The following is a 26,455-nucleotide window of genomic DNA, read 5'->3' as shown; positions in this document are numbered from 1 at the left end:
TCTACATTTATATAATTATATTTTTATTCCATCTTTATTATATATTTCATACTTTTGTAAATCAAGCCTTTTACAACCTTTTATCTTATAGTTATTTTATTATTATTTACAAATTATAAGATTGTATCTGTAAAAGTTTCTCCTTTCCTTTATGGGTATAACTTTTTTAATTTACTATATTATCAATAAAAAAGGATGTTTTTCAAAACAATTTTAAAATCATCTTTGAAAACATCCTAAATATCCTTTACAATTTTGTTTTTGAAAAAGCTTATAAAATTATAATTTTAAAATAATAATCCTCTAATTATTGGTGAAACATAAGGCTCAAAAATTAGATTTAAAAATGCAAATAATACTAAACCTATGCATCCTCCAAGTACAGATCCATTTATTCTTATCCACTGCAAGTCTTCTCCCGCTTTTTCTTCTATAAATTGATTTAGCTTTTCATCTGTAAAACTGTTTAATGTATCACTTGCAATATTTCCTATTACATTATGTTTTTTCTCCAAGATATCACAAATCATATCTCTTATATTTTTATCTATTACATTTTTAATGCTAGTATTTTCTTTAAAGTAATCCCAAAGCTTCTCTAGTATATCGCTTATGACTTTTGTATTTATTAAGATTGAAAGTTGCGACTTTATAATTGGTTTAAAATCTGCTTTTTCTAATATACTAAGCTTCCACTCTTCAATTGAATTTGGAGAAAGTTCTATACTATCTATGCTTTTAATTATATTCTCTACACATACTTGTGAAAGAGTACTATCTTCCTCTATAAGATTTGTAAGTATCTTCTGAAGCTGAGTCTTTATTACATCCGCTAAATCTTCTGCTACTGATATATTTAATTTTTTAAATAGACTATTTAATGAAAAACTTGACCCTTCCTCATTACTATTAAGAATTTTTTGAGAAATAATAAGTAACTTTTCATTTCCCTCTTCTGTAGAAAGTTTATTTAAAAAATTTTGTGCCCACTTAGCTCTATTTTCATATATAAATTTATTTTTTATGAAATCTTTAAGTTTATCTGCTAAATTTATGTTTTTTCCTTCTTCTTTCATAATATTCTCTATATAATCTGTTACTTCTTTTAAATCTTTTTTAGAGATATAATTTATTATCATTTTAGTTATTTTATCTATATATTTCGATTTTTTACTTCTATCATTATCAATATAATTGATAATCTTTTGAGTTACAGATAAATTCCCTATTTGCTTTTGTAATGTTTCCTTACTTAATAAATCTGTTTCAACTAACTTTGCCGTTGAATTTATAATAGATTTTCTATTCCTCGGTATTATCTCAGTATGATAGGAAAACCCTAATGGTTTTGTAAAAAGTGCTGTAACTGCAAACCAGTCAGCTATTCCTCCTACTAATGAAGCTTCTGATACAAATAGCATAAGTTTAAATAAAACCATATCTCTATAAAAATATCTTAATGTTATACAAATACAAAAGAAAATGACTGAAATACCAAGTGCTATATTAGCTTTACGTTTATAATTCATGCCCATCTCTCCTAAACTATCCAAAATGTAAGAATATAAGTTATTACTCCAACAAGTCCACCAACTAAAGACCCGTTTACTCTAATTAATTGAAGATCTTCTCCTATAATAGGTTCTATCATATTAGAAAGTTCCTCACCAGATACTTCATTTAATTTTTCTTGAACTATTAAACCTATTTTATGATGATTCTTCTCAACCAATTTTTCAATTAACCCTTTTATGGTATTATTGACCTTTATTTGTTTTTCTTCATCATTCTTAAAACTTTCTATATTATTTTCTAATTTTCCTAATAGATTTTCTATAGTTTCAAAGGTTTTAGCATCATCCGACTTTAAGCTTAAAATATAACTTTTTATAGCCAAACTTAACTCATTAAACATATCTTGATTTACTTCTAACTTTTCATTTTTCCATGTTTCTACTACATTTTTTAATTCTTCATCTTCATTCAATCTATTAATTTGCTTTACTATAAACAGCTGTATTTTTTCACGTTCACTATTTTCTGGACTTTTCATCTGTGCTACAAAATTCACTAATTTTTCTTGAACAATCCTTGCAATATTCTCTAAGTTTCCTTTTATAAAAAATCCTATAATCATAATCAAAAAGCTTCCTCTATTAAGTTCTAATATTTGAAGTACAGCATCTTGAAGAAGCATTTTTGATTCATAAGTCTTAGATAATTCCTCTATTTTATCAACTATTATATCTGTGATTTTTTCCTTATAACCATTATTCCACATCCATTCTAAACTTTGTGAAATAACTTTTGAAAGTTCTATTGATTTCAAATTAGATTTTAAAATTTCATTGCTTAATGATTCTATATTATGTAAATCTTGTTCACTTAAACTATTAAGTATTTCATTAAAAATATTATTTAATATAACCAAAAGTTCTTGTTTTTTATCCGCTTTAGTTAGCTCTATTATAGCTTTTGAAGGATTAATACTCCCTAACTTATTCATAATACTTTCCTTAGTTAAAAGCTCTTTTTCTACCATATCTACTAAAGCCTCAAATATACGATCTCTATTTTTAGGTATTATTTCTGTTCTAAATAACCTAGCTAATATATTACTATTTAATGGCTTTCTAAAAAGTGCTACTACTGCAAACCAATCTGCTAATCCACCTATCATGGCAGCACAACAAAGACTAGATATTAATCCACCTACAAAGCTGTCATGGAATGGATAAGATATAAAAAAGATTACAGAAAAAATTAATAATATCCAAGTTGCTATATTGCTATTTTTTCTGCCTACATTACTAATGTTTCTTTCCATCTTTATTCCTCCCTAAATTTTAAATATTTTAAAAGTTAATAATAAAAAATTATTCCTACAGAATTTTATATACATAAAAAAAATATTTTATGAATACCTTATGATTATATCATAAATAATTTACATACTTCCATGATATTTAATTATAATTTAGACACTATTACCAATCAAACAATAGATCTCATCCTATATTTTTACATATTTTCACAATATCATTTCGTACCCATACAATTGCAAAAAACATTTATATAATGTTATATTGTTAGTGGTATTTTAATACAAAATATTTATTCTATGGGGGATGTTATATGAAAAACAAAAATTCAAAAATTAAAAAATTAACTCAAACTGCTTTGTTTGCCGCATTATGCTTTGTATCATTTAAATTTCTTCAAATTAAAATTCCACTACCTGGAGGAGATGCAACCTCATTGCATATAGGTAATGCATTCTGTGTATTAGCAGCATTACTTCTTGGTGGATTGTATGGTGGCCTTGCTGGAGCCATAGGAATGACAATAGCAGATATAATGGATCCTGTATATATTTTAGGAGCTCCAAAAACATTTATATTAAAATTATGTATTGGTTTAATAACAGGATTAGTTGCTCATAAATATGCAAAAATAAACAAGAGTACTGATAAAAAATATGTCTTTAGATGGAGTATTATTTCTTCAATTTGTGGATTAGGTTTTAATGTTATTTTCGATCCTATTGTAGGCTATTTTTATAAACAATACATTTTAGGACAACCTCAAAAAGCAGCATCAGTCTTAGCAAAAATAAGTGCAGTTACTACATTAGTTAATGCAATAGTATCCGTAATATTAGTGGCTCTTATTTATAACTCTATAATAGGAACCTTAAAAAAATCTGACTTTTTACTACTAGAAGAAAAATAGAATGTAACTAGTCAATAATTCTATAAAATCAAAAGCCACCTGTAAAACAGGTGGCTTATTTTAGTCCTACGACTTCATATATAAATATTATATTTATTTAGTTGTTAATATATTTAAATCTTCCAACTATTTATTTGTTTAATGTACATCCATTTAGCAAATAAATAATATATTGTTTGAAATACTAAATATATTCCAGCAATGAATATGAAATATTTTGCGTGCAGCAACCCTACAGATTTTACTGCAAAAGCAGCATGCAATGTTGCTACTGTAAGTGGCAAGAAAAACATTGTGAAGCTTTGAATACTTACAGCCTTTTTTATTTCTTCCTGCGTAACACCTATCTTTTTTAACCCTATAAAATCTTGCCTATCCTTCTGAATTTCATTAAACATTTTAAAGTATAATATACTTCCTGTTGCAATGAAAAATATTATTGCAATAAATGTCCCTATAAATAATAGTACAGATAAAATTTGCATCAAACCAGCTGCACTTATTACCCTCTCATTAAAGAAAACTTCTTGTCCTTTTGTAACTGTATCTTTTATTTCAGTAACTGCTTCAGAAGCCTTTAAATTATGTTTTATATTATATCCGTAATAAATATATTTACTGTTCTTTAAACTCTCATTCCACAATTTTTTAAATTCACTATCACTAATAATTATAGAATTAGTAGTTTTTGTATCTGCATTTAGAACTCCACCTTTTAAATTATCAAGTATATTTACCTTGTTTACCTTCCCATTAATATTTAAGTTTATACTTTTCTCATCCTTAAACGGAAGTTCTGTTGTTACATTAGCTATTCCACCAGCTAAATCATAAGTATATATTACGGCTTCTCCATCTTTTAAATTTACTGATTTCTTGTCATACTGTTTCGCAAGTTTATTAAAACTACTTTGAGACATTACATTAAAATCAGTCTTATTTATTTTCATGCCATAAGTATCTCTCTTAGTTTCTCCGTTTATATCATTATTCTTTGCTTTTATTATCTCTATTTCATTTTTATATTTAATATCAAATTTATGCTTATTTAAAATCTCTTCAACTTTGCCGTTAGCTATAACCTTATGAGTATTTTCACCTTGCTCAATAACACTTATATCATTTGGACAATTTTCTTCAAGAGTTGATAGAGTTACTTTTTGAACTGAATAAACTGATATTGCTGTTGCAAGAGTAATTCCACTAAGTATCGAAGTAATAAATAGTACCTTGGCATTATCTTTTAATTTGTATATGATTTGTGACAAAGTTATCATATTAATACCTTTATAGTAAACATTCCTGTTTTTTTGAAGTTTGTTAGTAAAATACACACTAAATTGAGTAAACAAAAAGCGTGTTCCTATTATTACAACTATAAGTATAGGAATCATCGTGATTATAATTGAACCTTTAGACATAACGCCAACAATATACCCAGAAATAATAAGCAGTATTGCAAGTATTGACTTAAATTTAGAAAACTTCGGTGTTTCTTTAGGTATTCTTGCACCCTTTAATAATTCAGCTATATTATTATTTTTTATTTTAAAACTTGTAATGAAACTAATCATATTTAAAAGTACAAAAAAACTTATTACTGTTACTATTACAGCTTTAATTGATATCAAAAATCCAATTTCCATATTCAAATCCAAAATAGCAAATACAGCCATAAAAAATAACTTTGAAAACAACATTCCCAAAAAAAGTCCTGTTATAATAGAAGTAATTGAAATTATTACATTTTCAAATATAACATATCTCCTTATTTGACCTTTAGTTAAACCAAACATCGCTAAAAGTCCAAATTCCTTTTCTCTGGATTTTAAAAAATTAGTTATTGAATAATTTGAGAATATAAAGGTAAAAATTATTATTACAAACTCACACATATACATCAATTTACTAGAAAAATCACTTATAGTCTTATCATTAACACTACCTGTATCAACCCCAGGATTATATATAAAATTAGCAAATATAAAAAATATGGTTACAACTATTACATTACTTAAATAATACATAACATATTTATTTAAATTTCCTTTAATATTTTTGATAATTATATTATTAATAGTCATTTTACTCCTCCTACACTGTATAATTATTAGGTCTACTTCCTAAAAGTGATAGAGAATCCATTATCTCTTTAAAAAATGCTTGTCTATTCCCTCCATTAACAATTTCCAAAAAATACTTTCCGTCCTTAATCATAATTATTCTTTTACAAAAACTCGCAGAAAAAGGATCATGAGTAACCATCATTATAGTTGCTCCTTTTTTCTCATTTAGATTCACTAAAGTTTCCATAACATCCTGAGATGCTTTAGAATCAAGATTTCCTGTCGGTTCATCTGCAAGAATTATTGAAGGATTATGAATAAGCGCTCTAGCACAAGCCACTCTCTGCTGCTGACCTCCTGAAATCTCATAAGGCTTTTTATTTAAAATATCTTTAATATTTAATAAACTAGTAATATCTTCAACTCTATTTTCTATTTCTCTTACCTTAACCTTCTCCAGTACAAGTGGCAATATTATATTTTCCTTAACTGATAGTGAGTCTAATAAATTGAAATCTTGGAATATAAACCCTAGTTCTTTTCTTCTAAATAAAGCAATCTCCTTTTCACTTAATTTTATTGGATTTGTAGCATTTATAAAAAGTTCTCCTGATGTAGGACTATCTATAGTTGCCATTATGTTTAGTAATGTTGTTTTACCACTACCTGATGGTCCCATTACTCCAACAAATTCACCTTTTTCAACTTCTAAATTAAATTTATCTAAAGCTTTAAACTTAAGCCCACCTTTTTTTCCACCATAAATTTTTGTTATATTTTGAGCCTTTAAAATTGACATATACGTTCCTCCCATTCACAATTTATTTCAAGACTATACATTTATTATAAAAAAAATAGAGAAATCCTAATATCGATTTCTCTTTCATTTTCAATATTAATCTTTCAATTTTGAAAGATTATAGTTTAAATATATTTTTACTCTTATAGAAAGTAATATAAAATTCGGCTCCGTTTCCTTCTTCCGATTCAACATGCAACCTATGTCCAATCTCTTCACAAATACGTTTTGACAAATATAATCCCATTCCTGTAGATTCAGAGGTTTTTCTCCCATTTTTACCTGTAAAGAAAGTATTAAATACGCGTCCTATATCTTCCTTTGGTATACCAATTCCATTATCTTTAATGCTTACAATTATTTTTTCTGTCTCTTCTTTTATATTAAAACTTATAACTTTTCTCTCCTTATCTGTTATAGATGTATACTTTATTGCATTAATTAAAAGTTGATTGATAACAAAAATAATCCACTTTTTATCCGTTTGAACAACTGTACTTTCTCCATTAATCTCAGGGAATATTTTGTGTCTAATAAGTAATTTTTTATTGTCATTTATCACTTTTCTTAAAATAGACAATACATCTATAGCTTCTACATTAAAATCATGATTAAACTCATTTAATCTTGCATTATATAGCATAAGGTTAAGACCCTGTGATATTTTCTCATTCTCTTCACCTACACTATCAAAAATCTCTTTACATTCAGCCGTACACTCTTCCTGTAACATTAAATTAATTATAGACACAGGAGTCTTCATTTGATGTACCCATTGATTGATAAAATATGAATACTGCTTTTGAATATCTTCATATTTATAAATATCACCTTTATAATTTTTGTGTACCTTTTTTAATATATCTGAAAAAAGTTGTTGCTCTATTGTTCTAGTAGCTCCTACATTTACAACCTCTTCTATAATATTTTCAGAATTTAACGCTTCATAAAGATGACTATAAAACACTCTTACTTTTGAGTATTCATATAACAAAAATATAATAAATATTACTGTTGAAACAAAATAGGCATATATTACATTACTTAAAGAAAAATCTACTACTTTCATAGTTACTGATAAATATGTTATTAAAATAACTAACGATATACTTATAAAATATACTATTACATATGCTATTCTATCTTTTAAAAAATCTATAAATTTCATTCTATTCACCAACTCTTAACTTCTCCCAATTATTAAGAAACCTATATCCTTGTCCTCGCTTTGTTTCTATAGCATCTTTAATTCCTATTTCTGCTAATCTCTTTCTAACTCTTGTAACATTAACGGACAGAGTATTATCATCAATAAATTCTGTATCACTCCAAAGAATTTCTAGTAAAGTATCTCTTGTTACAATTTTATTTATATTTTTCACAAGATGTAGTAAAAGTGAAAATTCATTTTTACTAAGTTCTGTTTTTTTCTCTCTAAATTGTACTATATTCTTATTTGTATAAAGAACTAAATCATCAATCTTTATAAAATCTTCTTCACTATTTGCATACCTACCATAAACTCTTCTTAATACACCTTTTATTTTTGCTAGAAGTACATCATAAGAAAATGGCTTAGTTATATAATCATCTCCACCACTATCTATTGCCATAACTTGATCCATATCTGAATCTCTAGCTGATATAAATATTATTGGTACTTTTGAATAACTTCTTATATCATTGCACCAATAAAATCCATCAAAAAAAGGAAGATTTATATCCATTAAAACTAAATCTGGTTTATACTCCAGAAATTCATTGGCTATATTTGAAAAATCCTTAACTAAAAATGTTTTATATCCATATTTCTCTAAATGTTTTTTTATAAGTTCAGTCATTTTTTTATCATCTTCTATAATCATAATACTATACAAATTAATCACAACCTTTAACTACCTATATAATTATTTTAAAATACTTAATAAATTTCACATAGTAAATTAATTATATACTTAACATAATTATCACCTAAAATCATTATATCAAACTAATTTGTAAAGATAAGTATTTATATCAAATTTATTCTTATTAAAATAAAGCTATAAAAGATAAATACCCTAATTCTAAAATAACCTCACCAAAACTATCCTCAAAAAAATCCACCATAGCCTTAGTGTTATTACCTATAATTCTTGAAAAAGCTACAATATAATCTTTTATATCTTTAGTATTTATGTTTTCATTAATACAATATTTCAAAAATACAGCATACCTTACTAATAAGTACTCTAATATAATCATTTGAAAAGAAATTATCATCTCTTCAATATCATTACTAACAACGCTACTTAGAATCTTAGATACAATGCAATTTTCAACTAACTTATTATGTTCTTCAAATGATCTTTTAAAACCAGACCATTTATCTAAAACACCCTCTATTTCAATATTTTCTGCAAAATCCGAAATATCTTCAAAAAGACTTTTTAAAATAGATACCTCCTTATAGTTTTGTATAATGTCTAAGAATAGATAATTAATCTCTTCAATAGATTCATCTGCATTTAAACCTATTTTCTTATACCTATTTATAAGTTTCTCCATATGCTTTCCACTATTTGTATATCTCTATTTGTTTTACTATAGTATCTTCTTCAAGATTCTCACCCTCTAAAATGTTTAATAGCATTTCAAAACTTAAAATAAGTTTATGTTCTAACAAAAATTTATCAGTATTTATAATATTAATGATAGCTTCTCTTATTTTTAATTCTAATAAATCATCTGCTAAATCAGTATTATTTTCTGAAGCTATACCTATTTTGCCGTTTATGCTATCAATAAGCCTAACAGCTTCTGGACACGCACATGACAATGATAGTTCCTTCCTATCCTCAAAAACATTCTCTATCCTAGGAAATGTGTGGCATGTTAACGACAAATGCCCTTCCCCATGACTTTTTACTATCTGGCATAATCCTTGTTTATCTAAACAAGGACAATCTTCACTAGTTTCTTTATCCATAGAATACTCAGTTTTTCTTCCACACTTTTTTACTTTTACATTATTTAAAATATAATTAAACTTATCCTCTTCTTTTTTCCATCTATTATAAGTATCAATATCTATACTTATATCCCAGCCTGAACAACATGTAAACTTACACTTATCAGCTATACAACTAAACTTATCATAATTTTAAATTTTAAATATCTCTATATCTTTATTCATCCAAACCTACTCTAACTCTTTTATAATATTAACTATTATAATCGATTTACTGAATTTTAGTATACTTATCAATTAAAGAAATATACTAAGTACTTATTACCTTATAATTAAATCAATTCTTTAACACTTATATTAGGATTTCTATATCTACTTCTTTTCACAGTATTTTCTTTCCATTGAATAGCTTTTTGCGGACAATATTGAATGCATGCTGTACACTGTTCACATCTATTTTCCCAAACTGACTTGTTATCAACAATATCTATATTCTTAACTGAGCAAACCTTCTTACATAATCCACAACCATTGCACTTTTCATTAGTCCAAAAATATTTATCTCTATAATGAAAATCACTCATAATTTTATCTGTAATTTTCCCAGTAATTTGATCAAATAATACAATAAATAACTTATCAACTTCATAGCTACAGTCAACTTTATTTTTAATATATTTTGTTATTTCTTTTATTTTCCCTTTTTCTTCTTTAAATATCTCTTTTTGTTTTTCAACAGAAATTGAACTATATGAAAATATATTATTTCTAGGCATCTTAACTAAAAAGCCAGCATTCATTTTTATATTTCTGATTTTTAGAAACTCAGCTAACTTTAGCAATACATTAGATGGTGCCCCTCCACAAGTTGCTACTGCAAAAATATATGTTGATTTACTTACTTCTAACTTTTTTAAACCCTCCTCAACTATCAGAGGCATCCTTGCATAATATACAGGAAAAACTATACCTAACCTGCCACTCCTAACAACTATTTTATCTTCATTAATAAAATCTGTAATCTTGATTAAATCAAATCCATTAAGCTCATTATTAATATCTTTAGATACTTGCAGACTATTACCAGTCCCTGAAAAATATAACATTGTATCCTTAACTATCTCCATTAGAAAATCTCCTCTTTTAATAAATACTTTTTCTAATGGTATTTTAATCTATGTACTATAGTACTCAGTCAAGTCTTAATTAAAAAATATTTCTTATTTCCTCACAATTTGGAACCTTATCAGATGACAGTATACCATCAACTTTTTTTAGAAGTTCTCTCTTTTCTTGTAACTCATCTAATTTTATATTTATCTCAAGTACTTTCTTAGAAATAACTTCTTTAATATGTTTTAAATCTCCATACAATAGTTCCTCATCCATTAATATTTTTATTTCTCTTAATTTAAAACCTAAGTTTTTAACAATATTAATAAATTGAATTTTTTCTATATCTTCTTTTCCATATACTCTATACCCATTTTTATCTTTCTTAGGCTCAATTAACAGTCCAATTCTTTCATAATATCTTATAGTTTCTTTGTTCATATTAAGTTTTTTGACCAATTCTCCAATACTATAATTCTCTTGCATTTTATCCTCCAATAGCAACTTAATAAATATTAATTCTATATCTTCACATTAATTATAATCTATAAATAATATTTACTTAACCACAAAAACCAATTTTTCTAAATCATTATCTAAAATTAATTAGCTTTCCTATATAAAATAATAAAGCCCTGGTTTTATCCCAGAGCTTTATTACTTATTATTACTATAATCTAAATTACATCAAAGAAACTCAATTGGTCTTTTTCAGGAAGACCATTTAAGCATCCAAACTTTTTAAGTAACTCTGCAGCAGCATTTCCTATTTTAGCACGTTTCTTTAAATCTTCTACTGAATTTATAGGTGTCTCTTCACGTACTGCATTATATATACCTTCTGCTGCTACATTTCCCATACCAGCTATGCTATTTATAGGTGGCCTTAATCCATCCTCTTCTACTAGAAAATTTGTAGAATGAGATTTATATAAATCAATTGGTAAGAATTTAAGTCCTCTTTCGTACATCTCTAAAACTAATTCTAAATCATCGTACATATCTTTGTCTTTAGGAGGAGCTTGCATCCCCATCATTTCAATTTCCTTCATCTTAGCTCTAACTTTTTCTTTTCCGAATATCATAAATTCTGCATCAAAAGCCTTAGCTCTAATAGAAAAATATGCTGCATAATACGCCTGAGGTATATGAACCTTAAACCAAGCTATTCTAAATGCCATCATAACATAAGCTGCTGCATGGGCTTTAGGAAACATGTATTTTATTTTCTTACATGAATCAATATACCATTCTGGTACATCATACTCTCTCATTAATTCTTCATATTCAGGAAATTTAGGATCTTTTAAAGCCTTTCCCTTACGTACTGTTTCCATTATCTTAAAGGCTGTATTAGGTGGAAGACCCTTTTTTATAAGATAGACCATAATATCATCTCTAGTACATACCGCTTCACTTATACTAGTTACTATTCCTTGATCAATTAAATCTTTAGCATTACCAAGCCAAACATCAGTACCATGTGAAAGTCCAGATATACATATTAAATCCATAAATGCTTTAGGCATAGTATCTAAAAGCATTCCTCTTACAAACTTAGTACCAAACTCAGGAATACCAAAGGTTCCTACCTTTGAATTTATCTGTTCTGGAGTTACTCCTAATGCTTCTGTAGATGAAAATATAGACATAGTTTTTTTCTCATCCATAGGTATTGTTTTAGGATCTATCCCAGTTATATCCTGTAACATTCTTATAACTGTGGGATCATCATGTCCTAATATATCAAGTTTTAACAGATTCTGATCGATAGAATGATAATCAAAATGTGTCGTTATAATATCAGAATTTGGATCATCAGCCGGATGTTGAACAGGACAAAATTCAAAAATTTCTCTTCCCTTAGGGACAACTATAATTCCACCAGGATGCTGTCCTGAAGTTCTTTTTATTCCTGTACATCCTTTTGAAATTCTCAAAATTTCCGCTTTATTTACTGTAATATTTTTTTCCTCAAAATATTTATTTACATATCCGAAAGCTGTTTTCTCAGCTATAGTACCTATTGTTCCTGCTTTAAAAGTTGTGCCCTTTCCAAAGATAACCTCTGTATACCTATGAGCCTTTGCTTGATATTCTCCTGAAAAGTTTAAATCTATATCTGGCTCTTTATCCCCATTAAACCCAAGGAAAGTTTCAAAAGGAATATCTATACCATCCTTAGCTAACTCTTCACCACAAACAGGACACTTCTTATCTGGTAAGTCAAATCCAAGCTTAATACCATAATCCGAAAAATCCGAATGCTTACAATTTGGACATCTATAATGAGGTGGAAGAGCATTTACTTCAGTTATACCAGTCATATATGCCACTACAGAAGAACCAACAGAACCTCTGGAACCAACTAGATACCCATCCTCATTTGATTTCCACACTAGCTTTTGAGCTATTATATACATAACAGAGAAACCATTTTTTATAATAGAATCAAGCTCCTTCTCTAGCCTTTGTTTAACTAGTTCAGGAAGAGGATCCCCATAAAGTTCATGGGCCTTTTCATATGTAATATCCTTAATTGTTTGCTCACAACCATCTATATGTGGTGTAGCTTTATCAGGTGATATAGGACTTATTTGCTCACACATATCTGCTATTTTATTAGTATTTGTAACTACAACTTCATAAGCTTTTTCTCTTCCTAAATAAGAAAATTCAGCAAGCATCTCCTCAGTAGTTCTTAAATATAGCGGAGCCTGTTCATCCGCATCCTTAAACCCTTGCCCAGCTTCAAGTATACGCCTATATATTTCATCTTCAGGATCCATAAAATGTACATCTCCTGTAGCTACAACAGGTTTATTTAGCTTTTCTCCAAGCTTTATAATCTTTTTATTAATTTCCTTTAGATACTCTCTATCGGGTACTTGCTCCTTCCTTACTAAGTACTCATTGTTTCCTAGTGGCTGAATTTCTAAATAATCATATTCCTGTGCAATAGCTTCAATCTCTTCATCAGATTTTCCAAGAAGTATTGATTGATACAATTCTCCTTCACTACAAGCACTTCCTATAATTAATCCCTCTGAATATTTATGGAGCATACTCCTTAATATACGAGGCTTTTTATAAAAGTAATCTAGACTTGAATAAGATACTAGTCTATATAAATTTTTTAGTCCAACATAATTTTTAGCAAATATTATTGTATGATATGTTCTAAGCTTCTTATATGACTCTTTTTTAGATTCTTCATTAGCTGCATATAATTCTATATCATCAATAGTTTTTACTCCTCTTTCCTTTAACATTCCAAGCATTATCTCAAATACCTTAACTGTAGTATCAACATCATCTAAAGCTCTATGAGCAACCTCTACTTTTATACCTAGATTTTTAGCAATTCTCCCCAATTTATAACTTTTATACTCAGGAAATAACTCCTGTGCTAATGTTAATGTATCTAAAGATGTAAAATCAAAATCATATCCTAATACTCTCGCATTATGTTTTAAGAACCCAACATCAAATGTAGCATTATGAGCTACCAAAACACTTCCTTCAATAAACTCTAACATTTTAGGAAAAACTTGCTCTATTTTCTCAGCATCCTTTACCATATCGTCAGTTATATTTGTAACCTCTATAACCCTTGCAGGAATTGGCTTCTCAGGGTTTACAAAACAACTGAACTTATCTATTACCTTTCCATCCTTATATTTCATGATACCTATTTCAGTAATTTTTTCAGTTTTTGGTGAGAATCCAGTGGTTTCTAAATCCAGTACACAATAAGTGGTATCTATACTCTGTCCCTTAGAATTTGTAAAAGATGGCTTTTTATCAGGTGCTAAATAAGCCTCCACCCCATATATAACTTTCATATCAGGATTATTTCTTCCCAAAAGCTTATGTGCCTCTGGGAAAGCCTGCACTACTCCATGATCTGTTATAGCAATTGACTTCATTCCCCAGCTCATAGCTCTTTTAATCAAATCAGTAGCACTAGTCATAGCGTCCATTTGACTCATCTGCGTATGCATGTGTAACTCTACTCTTTTTACTTCAGCATTATCCTGTCTCTTAACCCTTCTAATTCCCATTGTTTCTATTATAATATTAGCAATCATCTCAACTTCTCCAGAAAACTTGCTGTAACTAGCCATTCCAACTAGCCTTACACCACCAGCTTTCTTAAGTCTAGATAACACTTCCTCACTTTCAGCAGGATTTAAAAAACTTTTGCATGTCATAGAGCTTGAGCCATCATACACATCAAAGGAAACTAATATCTTTCCACTTCTTAGTTCCCTTGTTTCCATATTAGATAATTCACCTTCTATAACTACCTTTCCTTCATCAGGTGTAATATCTGTAATTTTTATTATAGGATCCTTAATTTTAGAACTTCTTCCTAATATTAAAAATGGATCAGCTTTTTTACTACCTGTTTCCTCTTTTTCATCCTCTTTTCTAACTACAGGTTCCTTAGGTAATTTAGGTGAATTACTAATTGCATCTGTCTTAATCTGACTTAAAACAGCTAACATCTCTTTTTGTTTTTCTTCTTGTTGAAGTTCTAACTCTTCACTACTTACATTATCAATAAAGTTTATTTTATATGATTCACCATAAAATGTTTTTATAGCATTGTGAATCTGTTTATCATACTTCATAGATTTCAAAAAATTTGATATTGCAATTTTGAAGCTAAAATTTATAGTATTATCAGTAACTGTAAAATCACTGTTACCTACTACTGATTTTAAAACTGGTTGTTTGTCTGCTATTAAAAGAATAATATTTTCTAATTCCTCTTCTATAGGCTTTCTTTCTATTCCATCAACATATTTTACTTTTATTATAGAATCTTTTAAAGAAAATTTTCTTCTTATAAACATGTTAAGACTTTCAACTTCTTTTATTTCAACATATTTATCTGAAGTAATTTTAAGCTCTAAGCATTGGCTCTTTTTGTACAAAATAACTGATTCTACAATAGCATTATTTATATTGCCTTTTGCTTCATAATCACTAAAAATTTCATTTATTCTTTTCATAATATTCAGTATCCTTCTTTCTAAAATTTTTAGTACTGTTCTATTATATACAAAAAATTATTCCCTGTCATTTATAGAAATATGGATAAATCCTCTCATATTTTACCCATTAAATCTCTTTTTTATCTTATTATTCATAAAGTCTTTTTAACCCATTCATTAATAATTACTAATGTTTGCAATAAATCATGAAATGTATCTGTTAAAGAATACTCATTTAACATAATATTACACTATTTAATTCTCATTGTTAAATAATCCTGCTCCTTCTAAAATTTCTTGTTCTTCAAATAACTTTGAAACAGCTTCATTATAATCTCGTAGTTTTTGTGCTTTCTTTATTTTCTTAGCATATTTTTTATTATCTGAAAATATGTAGATCATATAACCCCATAATTCTTTCATTCTAAACATTGCATTTTTATCTTCATTAAATAATTCTATATATTCATTTAAAACTTCATCATGAAAATCCTTTAATACTTTTTTATTTATATTAGTATCATTGTTTATCAAACTAACTAATCCTGGGTTAGCTAGTACCCCTCTTCCTAACATTAGAGTTTTTACTTCTGGAAAAGCTTTAATTAAGCTATTATGATCATTAACGGTAAAAATGTCTCCATTATAGCATACTGGATTAGTACTTAAAGCTAATGCATCCTTAAATACTTCTAAATTAGGTTTATTCCCATAAAAATCCTTTTGAGTTCTAGGATGAATAATTAATTCTTCTATAGGATATTTATTATAAATTTTTATTAATTCATAGAATTCTTCTGGACTGTCTTTTCCTATTCTAGTTTTTACAGAAATTTTCATATCATCCATTTTAAATATTTCATTAAAAAACATATCTAGTTCTTCTCTTTTAGCTAAAAATCCTGAACCCCTATTCTTTGAAACAACAGTTCCAGATGGACAGCCTAAATTTAAATTAATCTCTTCATAACCTAATTGCTGTAACTTCCTAGAAGTAGTAATAAAACCTTCTGGATCATTGGTAAGTATTTGAGGCACTATATTCATTCCTTTATTATTTTCTGGTAAAACATCCCTTAATTCTTTAGTTTTAAGGCTTGTACTTGTATTTGGAACAATAAAAGGCGTAAAATACTTATCAATATTATTAAAAAATTTCTTATAAGAATTTCTATATATGTATCCAGTAATCCCTTCCATTGGCGCTAAATAATATTTCATTTTATTCTCCTTTATCTATTTAGTTTACTTGTTTTTATGCTGATTTATTTTATAAATATATAAGTTCTAATTAACTTTCTACATTCAAACTATTTGAAAATATAGACGACTCTAACTGTTATAGATGTAGATTATTTATTAAAATCTATCTATTCTAAAAACATTATATCAGCCTTCTTTTTTCTTATCTACTTAATACAACTAATGTTTTCTAAATATAAAAATTAAAAAGACGGTGCCTGATTTCTCTAACACCGCCATAAAAATTATTATTTAATAATTATATAATATTTTTTTAATTACTAAATTATTTTTAATTCTCTTTTTACTTCTCTAACTAATAATAAAGTAATTAATTAAACTTGAATCATTTTCGTTTTAATACCTTATAAATTAACCAAAGCATTATAAACCATACAGGTGTTACAAATAGAGCTACTCGAGTTTCCTTATTAAGTGCTAATACAATTATAACAAAAGCAATAAATGCTAGAATTATATAATTAGCAATTGGAAAAAATGGCATTTTGAATTTGCTCTTTGCTGCAAGTTCAGGATTAGTTTTTCGATATTTTAAGTGACAGACTACTATAATAGCCCAAATAAAGATAAAGCAAAATGTTGATATACTTGTAATAAGTACAAATACTCCTTCTGGCATAATATAATTCAAAATAACTGAAATTAAAATGACAGTTGCAGAAAAAATTAAAGCATTCGAAGGTACTTGATGAGAAGTTAATTTTTTCATTGATTCAGGTGCATTATTTTCCTTAGCAAGAGAATAAACCATACGACTAGTACTAAAAATACCACTATTACAAGCTGATGCAGCTGATGTTAATACAACAAAATTTACAATACTTGCTGCTGCCACTATTCCTACTACAGCAAAAACCTGTACAAATGGGCTTTTATCTGGATTAATAGAATTCCATGGATATATACTCATAATAACAGCAAGTGCTCCAATATAGAAAATAATAATTCTAATTGGAATACTGTTAATAGCCTTTGGAATAACTTTTTCTGGATTTTCAGTTTCACCAGCTGTTAACCCAACTAACTCTATTCCAGTAAAAGCAAACACAACCATTTGGAAAGAAAGAATAAAACCACTTGCTCCATTTGGGAACCAACCACCATGACTCCAAAGGTTTGTAAAGCTAGATACTCCAGCATCTGTAGAAAAACCTTTAATAATCATAACTGTACCAATTATAATTAATGACAAAATTGCAACAATTTTAATTAATGCAAACCAAAACTCCATTTCTCCAAATAACTTTACTGTAGTAAGGTTCATAATTAATAAAATTACAAGTACTATAAGACTTGGAACCCATTGAGCTATATTCGGAAACCAATATTGTATATAAAGTCCAGCAGCAGTTAAATCAGCCATAGCAAGTGATATCCAGCAGAACCAATAGGTCCATCCAGTAATAAATGCTGCTTCTTTTCCTAAATAATCATGTACAAAATCTACAAAGGAATGATAATTTAAATTAGAAAGCAATAATTCGCCAAGTGCACGCATAATAAAAAAACAAATAACACCCGTTATCATATATGCAAATAAAATAGATGGTCCTGCCAAATGAATAGACCTACCTGAGCCCAGAAATAACCCAGTACCAATCGCTCCTCCAATTGCAAGTAGTTGAACATGACGATTTTTTAATCCTCTTGATAAATCTTTATTTTCTGACATATGTATTCCGCCTTTCTAAGTGTTACTTTTATAAATCTTCTTTACTGCAATCTTAATTTTTTTAGAACTATTATTTAATTAATGATAAATCTCTTCTTATTTCAATAATGTCCAAAAAAGTATTATTAATGCAATAGATTCAAGTTTCAATTAGTAAGACTAAACCTTCACCTCCCAATACTATAGAATAGATTTGGGTAAGTACTTTTGTTAATCGATTCATTTTATCCCTCCACCTTAGTTAAAAAGCATGTACTAAAAAAGTATATAATCCCCCTACTCTGATGAATAAACTCTAAGTCGAAAAAAATTGTATAAGACTACTTATAGTTTCAAAAGATAAGAAAATTATAAAATGCCTTTTACTATATAAGTATTTTATGATTGGAGACACAAATGAGAATAGATAAGCTCTAAGAAAGTAATTTATAATATATTACTTTTTAAGATATGTTACCTTTCCCCTGTCCTTTTACCTGAGAGTTTCGCTTTTATAGCTTTCTCCTTCGGTGCTCTATTTCGAGTCTCTCCAAGGGTTCATCCAATAACGGTCATCTCTAACTAAATAGGTACCTGAAAGATTTACTTCTTCGGTGAATGGCATATCCATTACTCTCCCGCTATCTTCATCTGAACTATTAAATTTCTTCCTTCTATATTAATATATTTTTAATAAAACCGCAATATTTTTTCCATTTTAATTGTTTTTCTCACTTTGGCAAGTATTTTTCCATTCTATTTATAATAAAACTTTTTCATAATCATTTTTTTCTTCCCTTCATTTCATACTATAACTTTAAATTGCTTTCAAAAAATAATAACATATTAATACTGCCATAAGTCAGTATTAATATGTTCAATAGGTTTTCATAAAAAATAAAAATAACAAAGTCTATATTTTATTATTGCAACCAATTTATTTATTATTATATTTGGTCAAGAGCTTCATCAATCTGAGGTATTTTATCAATATTAGGTTCATTAATTATAGTGCCTCGAATAATAACCATTTTAGGCTCGGACAAGCTTCTTAAATTTTCCAAAGGATTTTCATTTAATACTATGAAATCAGCTGATTTTCCAATTTCTAACGAGCCAGTTTCATCATCAATACCTAGAATTTCTGCATTTGACTTAGTAGCGTGGTAAATCGCTTGTTTTGGAGTAATTCCTATATACCTAACAAGATAATCTAATTCTCTCCATGTATTATAGTGAGTTATATAAGACATTGATGCATCTGTACCTAAACCTATTTTTATTCCAGCTTCTAAAGCTTGCTTAATACCTTGGACCATTTCTCTGTAAACAATTATAGTATTCTCCTTAGCGACTTCACTTATACCTGTAATGCTTGTATCTAACATACTAAAAGAAACTGGAGGATGCATAGTTGGTATGAGAGCTGAATACCCCCTTAATGATTTAGGATTATTTTTGAAAAGACTTATAATCTCATCATCCATTTCAGCACCATGTTCTATAGTATCTACGCCTCCCATTAGAGCAACTCTCATCCCTTCTTTACTTTCCACATGAGCAGCAACCATCATCCCAATTTTATGAGCTTCATCACAAATAGCCGTCACCTCTTCTGTAGTCATCTGCAATCTACCAGCCTCTCCTACTTTTCTAGAATCAGCTATACCTCCTGTAACACAAATCTTAATAAGGTCAACTTCTTCTCTCACATTTTTTCTTACACATTTTCTACCTTCCCAAGGCGAATCACTAATTATTGCAAGACTTGCTCCACCATGACCTCCTGTTACGCTAATCATTGGACCAGAAACCATAAGTCTAGGTCCTAAAAAATTTCCATTATCAATTTCATTTCTTAACTTTACATCAAGGTAGAAAAAATCACCTACACAACGCATAGTTGTTACTCCTGAATTCAAACCATTAATATAGTTTTTTTTCATCACTCGCTTAAATACGTTTCTACCAGGCTTAGTATTTAAAAGCTTAAATAGTAGCTTTTGCCTTCTTTCATTCTCCACAGCTTTCATAGGTTTCCCAGTTCCAAAGGAATGAATATGGGCGTTTATAAGACCTGGCATTACATATCTATTCTGCAAATCAATTACCTTGTAATTGGGTGGTACTTCTATTTCATTTTTGTTTGCAATCTTATGAATTATACCTTGTTTAACACCATTTTTTAGATTACTATTCACTAAAATTGTCATGTCCTTTTGAATTTCACTTTGTAAATTTCCATCTATTATATTACAATTGATGAACGCATAATTATCAGTCATAAGCCTATCTCTCCTTATAAAAAATTTTAAACAACTAATTTATATCTTTATAAAATTTATTTTACTTTCGCAAAAAATTATGATTATTTGTCTAGAAAAAATTTATCAGAGTACTCTGTATTTTGTAGAATTCTTCTTTTTGTATTAGTTTCTACATTTAGCTTAATTAGATTATTGCAATATCTACAGGATTGGATTTAGTTAAAAATCACATTCCATTTTTACTATTTACATTAAAGTGCCACACTTGTGACACCTCGGTTGAATATAGTATAATAATCACATATTGGAATGTCAATGCTTTTAGCACAAGTGCTACATCTAGTAGAAATATGTGACACAAAGTAAAGGAGAAAATAAATATGGAAGAAAAAAAGAATCAAATTTCTGAGCAATCAAAAAAATGGATGATAAATGCTTTGCTAGATATTATGAAGGAAAAACAGTATCAGGATATAACAATTAAAGAAATAACAGATAAAGCTACTTTATCAAGAAGAACTTTTTATAGGAATTTTTCCACTAAAGAAGAGTTGTTGTCTCAATATGCAAAAGAATTAATGGAGGATTATATTGACTGCTTACGCCAAGCTACGGATCTTACAATGCATAATGTAATTCAAGTATATTTTGAGTTTTGGCAAAAACATTTAGATTTTTTGGAACTCCTTAAAAAAAATGAACTATTATTTTTATTATTTGAGAAATATAATGAATTTTTACCTAAAATTCGTGATGCAGTTAATGATTCTAAATATGATGAAATGATAAATTCAGAATATATTATGGCTTTTAGTGCAGGTGGTTACTGTAATCTATTATTTAAATGGTTAAGTGACGGAGCTAAAAAAAGTCCTGAAGAAATGTCTGAGATTTTTTTGCAAGTTAGAAAATATTTTAACTAATATTTTCTACTATACTTCTATAATGTACACTGAACTGTTATCAAAATAGCTTAGATTGTGAATTAATCTATAATTTAAAATTACAAAATATATTCTTAAATTAATAAAGAAGTATAAGGCTATTGATAAGCTTTTATTAAGGTTACCAATAGCCGTTTTAGCCTGTCTTTTAATTTGCTAATTTATAAAAAAATAGTTTTGATAAAGACATTTATTATATTTTTCTATTTTACATCACTAGTCTAAATTTTTGATTTTTTAATATTCTCTACTTGTTTTATATAATTAATCCTACAATAGTTGCTGTTAAAACACTTACCAATGTTGCACCATATAATAACTTTAATCCAAAACGTGCAACAACGTTTCCTTGTTCTTCATGAAGGCCTTTTACTGCCCCTGAAATAATTCCAATTGATGAGAAATTTGCAAAGGAAACTAAAAATGTAGAAACAATACCAGTTGATCTTGCTGATAAATGTACACTTCCACTTGATAATAAATTCATTGCAACAAATTCATTCGCCACTAGCTTAGTTGCCATTACACTCGCAGCTTGTATTGTTTCATTAAAAGGTACACCCATTAAAAATGCAAATGGAGAGAATGCATATCCAAGTACATCTTGAAAGCTAACTCCAAAAATCCCCTTAAAGAATGTATTAATCATAGCAATTATTGCTACAAACCCAACCAACATAGCACCAACTATAACAGCTACTTTGAATCCATCCATAATATATTCACCAAGAACTTCAAAAAATGTTTGCTTTTTTTCTCCTTGAACTACTAAAATATCTTCTTCTTCTGTTACAGTATATGGATTTATAACTGATGATATAATGAATCCACCAAATAAATTTAAAACAATTGCTGTTACAACATATCTAGGCTCTAAAAGAACCATATACGAACCAACTATAGATATAGACACCGTTGACATAGCTGATGCACAAAGAGTGTATAATCTATGTTTAGGTAATAAACCAAGCTGTTTTTTTACTGAAATAAATACTTCAGATTGTCCAAGAATAGCTGATGCTACCGCATTGTAAGATTCTAACTTTCCCATACCATTAATTTTGCTTAAAACTAAGCCTATGTATTTCACTATAAAAGGAAGTATTTTTAAATATTGCAAAATACCAATTAAAGCGGAAATAAAAACTATTGGTAGAAGGACACTAATAAAAAATGAAAACTGTTTATCATTAACTAAGCCACCAAATACAAAGTTTACTCCTTCTCCAGCACATTTAAGCAATACTTCAAAACCATTTGCTATACCACCTATTAAATAATTCCCAACACCAGTATTTAGTAAAATAAAACCAAGTATAAATTGTAAGATAAGCATTGTAATAATAGGCTTGTACTTTACATTTTTCTTATCACTACTTGCAACCCATGCAAGTCCCAAAACAACAATTAACCCAATGATTCCAATAATATATTTCATCTTTATGCTCCTTCTTGAATACGATAAATTTAATATTATGATGTTACAAATTTAATAAAATAAAAGCTTTTCCTTTAGATGAATTATTTCTTTTATTTTTAATACTCCTTATACTAAATTCATAACTATACTTTCTAATCTCAAAATAAGTGAATGCATATAGGAATTTTACACCATAACTGAAAATATCTGTATTCGGTTTCATTTGAATGTAGTCATCAATTTTACAATTGTTTATTATATATTCCTTTTGAACAATTGTAAAGTTTTAATTGAAATTTTGTTCACATAAACTAAAAGCTTATTTTAAAAATACTCATAAACTACCTTTTTAAATAAAATTACTAAAATGTCTTTTTAAATATAAAAACGCTCCTTTGTAATTCTTTATATTAAAATAATTACAAAAGAGCATTTCCATATTAAAACTCTATTAAAAATATTTATTTTTGTTTTTTTTTTAAAAGCTAACAAGTAAATTTCTATTAACATATATTCATAATAGTAATCTTACAAAATAAGTTTAAATTATTAAATCATAGTTTTAGATAATCACTTATAATTAATTGCAACTAAAATTTGATTCATATCTTATTCTAAAAGTCGTTTGGCGGTATATTGATCAGTAATCAAAATATTAGCAATTGTTCCTTTTAGTGCCCCTTTGATTGCTTTTACCTTATGTTCACCACCTGCAACTAAAATAGATTTTTCTTTTTCTTTAAGAGTATTTAATGATATAGCCATTGTACGATTATCAATCTGCTTATCACAAATCTCGCCATTTTCATCAAAAAAATGTGAACAAATATCTCCCACACTTCTTTGCCTTAAAATTGTTTTCTCTTCCTCATCTAAATAACCAGACTGAAAAAGCAATGCTCTATCTTCAACCATACTAACTGTAAAAATAGCTATATTAGCCTGTATGCCCATTTCTAAAGTGTCCTTAATATGGCTATCTTTCTCTACTATTTGTTTTATATTACAATTATCGAAAATCAATGGTAACGGTAAATATCGTGGTACTGCCTGGAAAGCTTCAGCAAGAATTGAAACTGTCTCCGATGCATATCTATTTATTTTGGAATGAGTAATAGACCCTTGCAATTGGACTACTTCTACCTCTTTAACATTTTGAGATGTAACCCTTTTGGCAACTTCATACATCGTTGTTCCTGCACTTACTCCAATAATATCTCCACTTCTTACTGTTTCTTCTAAGTACTCTGCTGCTAGCTTACTAATATATTTTTTAATAGAAGCATAATCATCCTTTGGCGAAAGAACAACTCGTACATCACTTAGTCCATATTTTTCTTTCAATTGATATGCTAACTTATCTAAATCAGCAAAGGGATCAACTATATTAATAGTAACATAACCTTTTTCCTTGGCATATTTAAGAAGCCTTGATATAGTTGGTCTTGATATTCCAAGTTGTGATGCAATCTGCTGTTGGCTATAATCTGACTGATAATAAAGTCTTGCCACTTCAACACTCAATTCTTGTTTTGCATTATCCACCAGTTTCACGTCCTCCCACTCATCCCCTATATATAAATACATAGCTTTATAGTATCACTAAAATAATCGTTTTCAAGAATTAGTTGTAGGCTATGCATTATCTTTCCTGTTGAAGCTACAACTTAAAATTCTTAATATTTTAATTATTTATTTTTATTCAATTATACAAGAAAGTAAATTTCATTTCAATGTTTCACATATCCATACACAAATTGTATTATATACTCTATCTCTTCATCATATATAAACCATATAAAATATAACTTAATAACCTTTATTTTTTATCTTTATAATACTGATTATATTCTGTTCTAAAATTACAATGTGGACACTTAGCTATAACATTTAAGTTAAATTGTTTTTCATCTTTATTATAATAACTAATTATAGAAATCGATTTCACAATAGCTTGAGAATTCACACCATCAATCCATCTAAATCTGTTGTTACAAATGTCACATACAACTTCATTTGTTAAATTCCCTTCATTATCTTTTGTAGCAAACAATTCTTTTGTTATTCCTTTGTTATTCATATAAAATTCCTCCATAAAATATTATTATTTTTAAATAGTATTCTATAAAAGACGTAATTTTCCTCTATAAATAAATCTCTAAATTTAATATATAAAATATTATCACCAAATAATTCATATTAATTTTTATAAAGTAATATGAATTATTTGTGTAAATCTAATGTATATTAAATTGGAATTTATGAAATAATACTATCAATTGAGAAATTTATACATAAGACCACATTATTATGCTAATATAAATAACTTAATTTCAATTAAGAATTCTATTGTAATACTAATATATATTATTCAGAAAATCTTATGTAATTTGGATAAGTATAACCATTACTTAAAAACAATTAAATAACAAATTAATTTTCTCTATGATGAATATGATAATAAAAATATATATAAGATTATTTATATATTTCTAAAAAACTAAAATGATAATTTTAAAACTAGCTAGGAGGACTCATTATGAAAACATTCGATACTATTTGGGAACAAATACATACGGATCATGAGTGGGGAAAATATCCTTGTGAAGAGGTAATACGTTTTACAGCAAGAAATTATTATTCACAAGATAGGAGCAAAATAAATTTTTTAGACTTTGGATGCGGTACTGGAGCAGTGACTTGGTTTTTAGCAAGAGAGGGTTTTAACGTATATGGATTTGATGGTTCGCTTACTGCTGTTAAAAAGGCAAAGAAAAGGTTGATTGATGAACATTTGAATAGTCACTTAATTGTTAGTGATGGAGCAAATTTGGAATATGATAATGAAATATTTGACGCTGTCATTGATTCTGCTGCAACTTATGCACATAAATCCGAAGATATAAAAAGGATATTAAAAGAGATATTTAGAGTATTAAAACCTGGAGGAAAATTCTTCTCTACAGGCTTATTTTGTATTGACACAACGGGGTATGGTACCGGAGAAAAATTAGAAGATAATACCTACAGAGAATTAACTGAAGGATGTCTTGCTCACAGAGGAACTGTACACTTTTTTGATGAAAATTCGATTAAATTATATTGGAACGGCGCTGGTTTTAGACATTTATCTATTGATAAGGCCGAGAGAACAGATAATGGAGGAAAAATTAAAATCAGTTATTATGTTGTTGAGGCAGAAAAATAAAATTCTATTTTAATTATGTTAATAGAATAAAAAACTAAC

The 26,455-nt window shown here is 27.7% G+C and carries 18 protein-coding genes, 1 pseudogene and 1 riboswitch; of the genes and pseudogenes, 3 read left to right on the top strand and 16 right to left on the bottom strand.

Going from position 1 to position 26,455, the window contains the following annotated elements; genetic code table 11:
- Positions 1–287 precede the first annotated feature (287 nt).
- Together BUB01_RS07420 and BUB01_RS07415 are read right to left on the bottom strand one after the other, a co-directional pair.
- A complete protein-coding gene (locus BUB01_RS07420) occupies positions 288–1,529 on the bottom strand; it encodes a DUF445 domain-containing protein (protein WP_072986071.1) in 1,242 nt (413 codons plus the stop codon).
- Positions 1,530–1,540: 11 nt separating this feature from the next.
- A complete protein-coding gene (locus BUB01_RS07415; protein WP_072986070.1) occupies positions 1,541–2,827 on the bottom strand; it encodes a DUF445 domain-containing protein in 1,287 nt (428 codons plus the stop codon).
- 308 nt (positions 2,828–3,135) lie between these two features.
- On the opposite strand from BUB01_RS07415, the gene BUB01_RS07410 reads away from it, so the two are divergent.
- Positions 3,136–3,732, top strand: a complete 597-nt coding sequence (locus BUB01_RS07410) for an ECF transporter S component (RefSeq protein ID WP_072986069.1) — start codon at positions 3,136–3,138, stop codon at positions 3,730–3,732.
- Between the two features lie 113 nt (positions 3,733–3,845).
- Here BUB01_RS07410 and BUB01_RS07405 read toward each other — a convergent pair whose 3' ends face one another.
- The 11 genes and pseudogenes from BUB01_RS07405 to BUB01_RS07355 all read right to left on the bottom strand — a co-directional run bounded on the left by BUB01_RS07405 (position 3,846) and on the right by BUB01_RS07355 (position 20,862).
- A complete protein-coding gene (locus tag BUB01_RS07405; RefSeq protein WP_072986068.1) occupies positions 3,846–5,816 on the bottom strand; it encodes an FtsX-like permease family protein in 1,971 nt (656 codons plus the stop codon).
- Positions 5,817–5,826: 10 nt separating this feature from the next.
- Positions 5,827–6,597: an ABC transporter ATP-binding protein gene (locus tag BUB01_RS07400; protein ID WP_072986067.1), complete on the bottom strand. Its 771-nt coding sequence runs from the start codon at positions 6,595–6,597 to the stop codon at positions 5,827–5,829.
- A gap of 118 nt (positions 6,598–6,715) precedes the next feature.
- A complete protein-coding gene (locus BUB01_RS07395; protein ID WP_072986066.1) occupies positions 6,716–7,765 on the bottom strand; it encodes a sensor histidine kinase in 1,050 nt (349 codons plus the stop codon).
- A 1-nt stretch (position 7,766) separates the two neighbouring features.
- Positions 7,767–8,474, bottom strand: a complete 708-nt coding sequence (locus BUB01_RS07390; protein ID WP_072986065.1) for a response regulator transcription factor — start codon at positions 8,472–8,474, stop codon at positions 7,767–7,769.
- A gap of 154 nt (positions 8,475–8,628) precedes the next feature.
- Positions 8,629–9,718: pseudogene (gene fliB, locus BUB01_RS07385) on the bottom strand (flagellin lysine-N-methylase).
- A 161-nt stretch (positions 9,719–9,879) separates the two neighbouring features.
- Positions 9,880–10,674 (bottom strand): EFR1 family ferrodoxin, encoded by a 795-nt coding sequence (locus tag BUB01_RS07380; protein WP_072986064.1) that lies wholly within the window; start codon positions 10,672–10,674, stop codon positions 9,880–9,882.
- 79 nt (positions 10,675–10,753) lie between these two features.
- The gene (locus tag BUB01_RS07375) at positions 10,754–11,146 is read right to left on the bottom strand and encodes a MerR family transcriptional regulator (RefSeq protein WP_072986063.1); all 393 of its coding nucleotides are present in this window, start codon (positions 11,144–11,146) and stop codon (positions 10,754–10,756) included.
- Between the two features lie 191 nt (positions 11,147–11,337).
- Entirely contained in the window at positions 11,338–15,681 is a 4,344-nt protein-coding gene (gene polC / locus BUB01_RS07370; protein WP_072986062.1) for a DNA polymerase III subunit alpha, read from the bottom strand.
- Between the two features lie 237 nt (positions 15,682–15,918).
- Entirely contained in the window at positions 15,919–16,884 is a 966-nt protein-coding gene (locus BUB01_RS07365; RefSeq protein WP_072986061.1) for a tRNA dihydrouridine synthase, read from the bottom strand.
- Positions 16,885–17,251: 367 nt separating this feature from the next.
- Positions 17,252–18,598 carry an amino acid permease gene (locus BUB01_RS07360; protein WP_072986060.1) on the bottom strand — a complete coding sequence of 449 codons (1,347 nt, stop codon included), beginning with the start codon at positions 18,596–18,598 and terminating at the stop codon, positions 17,252–17,254.
- 454 nt (positions 18,599–19,052) lie between these two features.
- A riboswitch (glycine riboswitch) is annotated at positions 19,053–19,141 on the bottom strand.
- A gap of 383 nt (positions 19,142–19,524) precedes the next feature.
- On the bottom strand, positions 19,525–20,862 hold the full coding sequence (locus BUB01_RS07355; protein ID WP_072986059.1) for a metal-dependent hydrolase family protein: 1,338 nt from the start codon (positions 20,860–20,862) through the stop codon (positions 19,525–19,527).
- Between the two features lie 362 nt (positions 20,863–21,224).
- Here BUB01_RS07355 and BUB01_RS07350 point away from each other — a divergent pair, with 362 nt between their 5' ends.
- Positions 21,225–21,767: a TetR/AcrR family transcriptional regulator gene (locus tag BUB01_RS07350; protein ID WP_072986058.1), complete on the top strand. Its 543-nt coding sequence runs from the start codon at positions 21,225–21,227 to the stop codon at positions 21,765–21,767.
- Positions 21,768–22,044: 277 nt separating this feature from the next.
- Here the strand turns inward: BUB01_RS07350 and BUB01_RS07345 are convergent, their stop codons facing one another.
- The 3 genes from BUB01_RS07345 to BUB01_RS07335 form a co-directional block, all read right to left on the bottom strand.
- Complete coding sequence (locus tag BUB01_RS07345) at positions 22,045–23,226, bottom strand: NupC/NupG family nucleoside CNT transporter (protein ID WP_072986057.1); 1,182 nt, start codon at positions 23,224–23,226, stop codon at positions 22,045–22,047.
- 591 nt (positions 23,227–23,817) lie between these two features.
- Positions 23,818–24,753 carry a sugar-binding transcriptional regulator gene (locus BUB01_RS07340; RefSeq protein ID WP_072986056.1) on the bottom strand — a complete coding sequence of 312 codons (936 nt, stop codon included), beginning with the start codon at positions 24,751–24,753 and terminating at the stop codon, positions 23,818–23,820.
- A 274-nt stretch (positions 24,754–25,027) separates the two neighbouring features.
- Positions 25,028–25,288: a hypothetical protein gene (locus BUB01_RS07335; RefSeq protein ID WP_072986055.1), complete on the bottom strand. Its 261-nt coding sequence runs from the start codon at positions 25,286–25,288 to the stop codon at positions 25,028–25,030.
- A 459-nt stretch (positions 25,289–25,747) separates the two neighbouring features.
- Here BUB01_RS07335 and BUB01_RS07330 point away from each other — a divergent pair, with 459 nt between their 5' ends.
- On the top strand, positions 25,748–26,416 hold the full coding sequence (locus tag BUB01_RS07330; protein ID WP_072986054.1) for a methyltransferase domain-containing protein: 669 nt from the start codon (positions 25,748–25,750) through the stop codon (positions 26,414–26,416).
- Positions 26,417–26,455: the final 39 nt, after the last annotated feature.

It is taken from the genome of Clostridium cavendishii DSM 21758 (assembly GCF_900141845.1).
In the GTDB taxonomy this organism is placed as follows: domain Bacteria; phylum Bacillota; class Clostridia; order Clostridiales; family Clostridiaceae; genus Clostridium_AG; species Clostridium_AG cavendishii.
The sequence above is the reverse complement of the archived record's forward strand: the minus strand, read 5'-3'. Positions and strand labels throughout refer to the sequence as shown.

What these genes read in the sequence shown, in the direction of transcription:
- BUB01_RS07420 (WP_072986071.1), bottom strand. Translation starts at nt 1,529, where the DNA reads ATGAATTATAAACGTAAAGCTAATATAGCACTTGGTATTTCAGTCATT.
- BUB01_RS07415 (WP_072986070.1), bottom strand. Translation starts at nt 2,827, where the DNA reads ATGGAAAGAAACATTAGTAATGTAGGCAGAAAAAATAGCAATATAGCA.
- BUB01_RS07410 (WP_072986069.1), top strand. Translation starts at nt 3,136, where the DNA reads ATGAAAAACAAAAATTCAAAAATTAAAAAATTAACTCAAACTGCTTTG.
- BUB01_RS07405 (WP_072986068.1), bottom strand. Translation starts at nt 5,816, where the DNA reads ATGACTATTAATAATATAATTATCAAAAATATTAAAGGAAATTTAAAT.
- BUB01_RS07400 (WP_072986067.1), bottom strand. Translation starts at nt 6,597, where the DNA reads ATGTCAATTTTAAAGGCTCAAAATATAACAAAAATTTATGGTGGAAAA.
- BUB01_RS07395 (WP_072986066.1), bottom strand. Translation starts at nt 7,765, where the DNA reads ATGAAATTTATAGATTTTTTAAAAGATAGAATAGCATATGTAATAGTA.
- BUB01_RS07380 (WP_072986064.1), bottom strand. Translation starts at nt 10,674, where the DNA reads ATGGAGATAGTTAAGGATACAATGTTATATTTTTCAGGGACTGGTAAT.
- BUB01_RS07375 (WP_072986063.1), bottom strand. Translation starts at nt 11,146, where the DNA reads ATGCAAGAGAATTATAGTATTGGAGAATTGGTCAAAAAACTTAATATG.
- polC (WP_072986062.1), bottom strand. Translation starts at nt 15,681, where the DNA reads ATGAAAAGAATAAATGAAATTTTTAGTGATTATGAAGCAAAAGGCAAT.
- BUB01_RS07365 (WP_072986061.1), bottom strand. Translation starts at nt 16,884, where the DNA reads ATGAAATATTATTTAGCGCCAATGGAAGGGATTACTGGATACATATAT.
- BUB01_RS07360 (WP_072986060.1), bottom strand. Translation starts at nt 18,598, where the DNA reads ATGTCAGAAAATAAAGATTTATCAAGAGGATTAAAAAATCGTCATGTT.
- BUB01_RS07355 (WP_072986059.1), bottom strand. Translation starts at nt 20,862, where the DNA reads ATGACTGATAATTATGCGTTCATCAATTGTAATATAATAGATGGAAAT.
- BUB01_RS07350 (WP_072986058.1), top strand. Translation starts at nt 21,225, where the DNA reads ATGGAAGAAAAAAAGAATCAAATTTCTGAGCAATCAAAAAAATGGATG.
- BUB01_RS07345 (WP_072986057.1), bottom strand. Translation starts at nt 23,226, where the DNA reads ATGAAATATATTATTGGAATCATTGGGTTAATTGTTGTTTTGGGACTT.
- BUB01_RS07335 (WP_072986055.1), bottom strand. Translation starts at nt 25,288, where the DNA reads ATGAATAACAAAGGAATAACAAAAGAATTGTTTGCTACAAAAGATAAT.
- BUB01_RS07330 (WP_072986054.1), top strand. Translation starts at nt 25,748, where the DNA reads ATGAAAACATTCGATACTATTTGGGAACAAATACATACGGATCATGAG.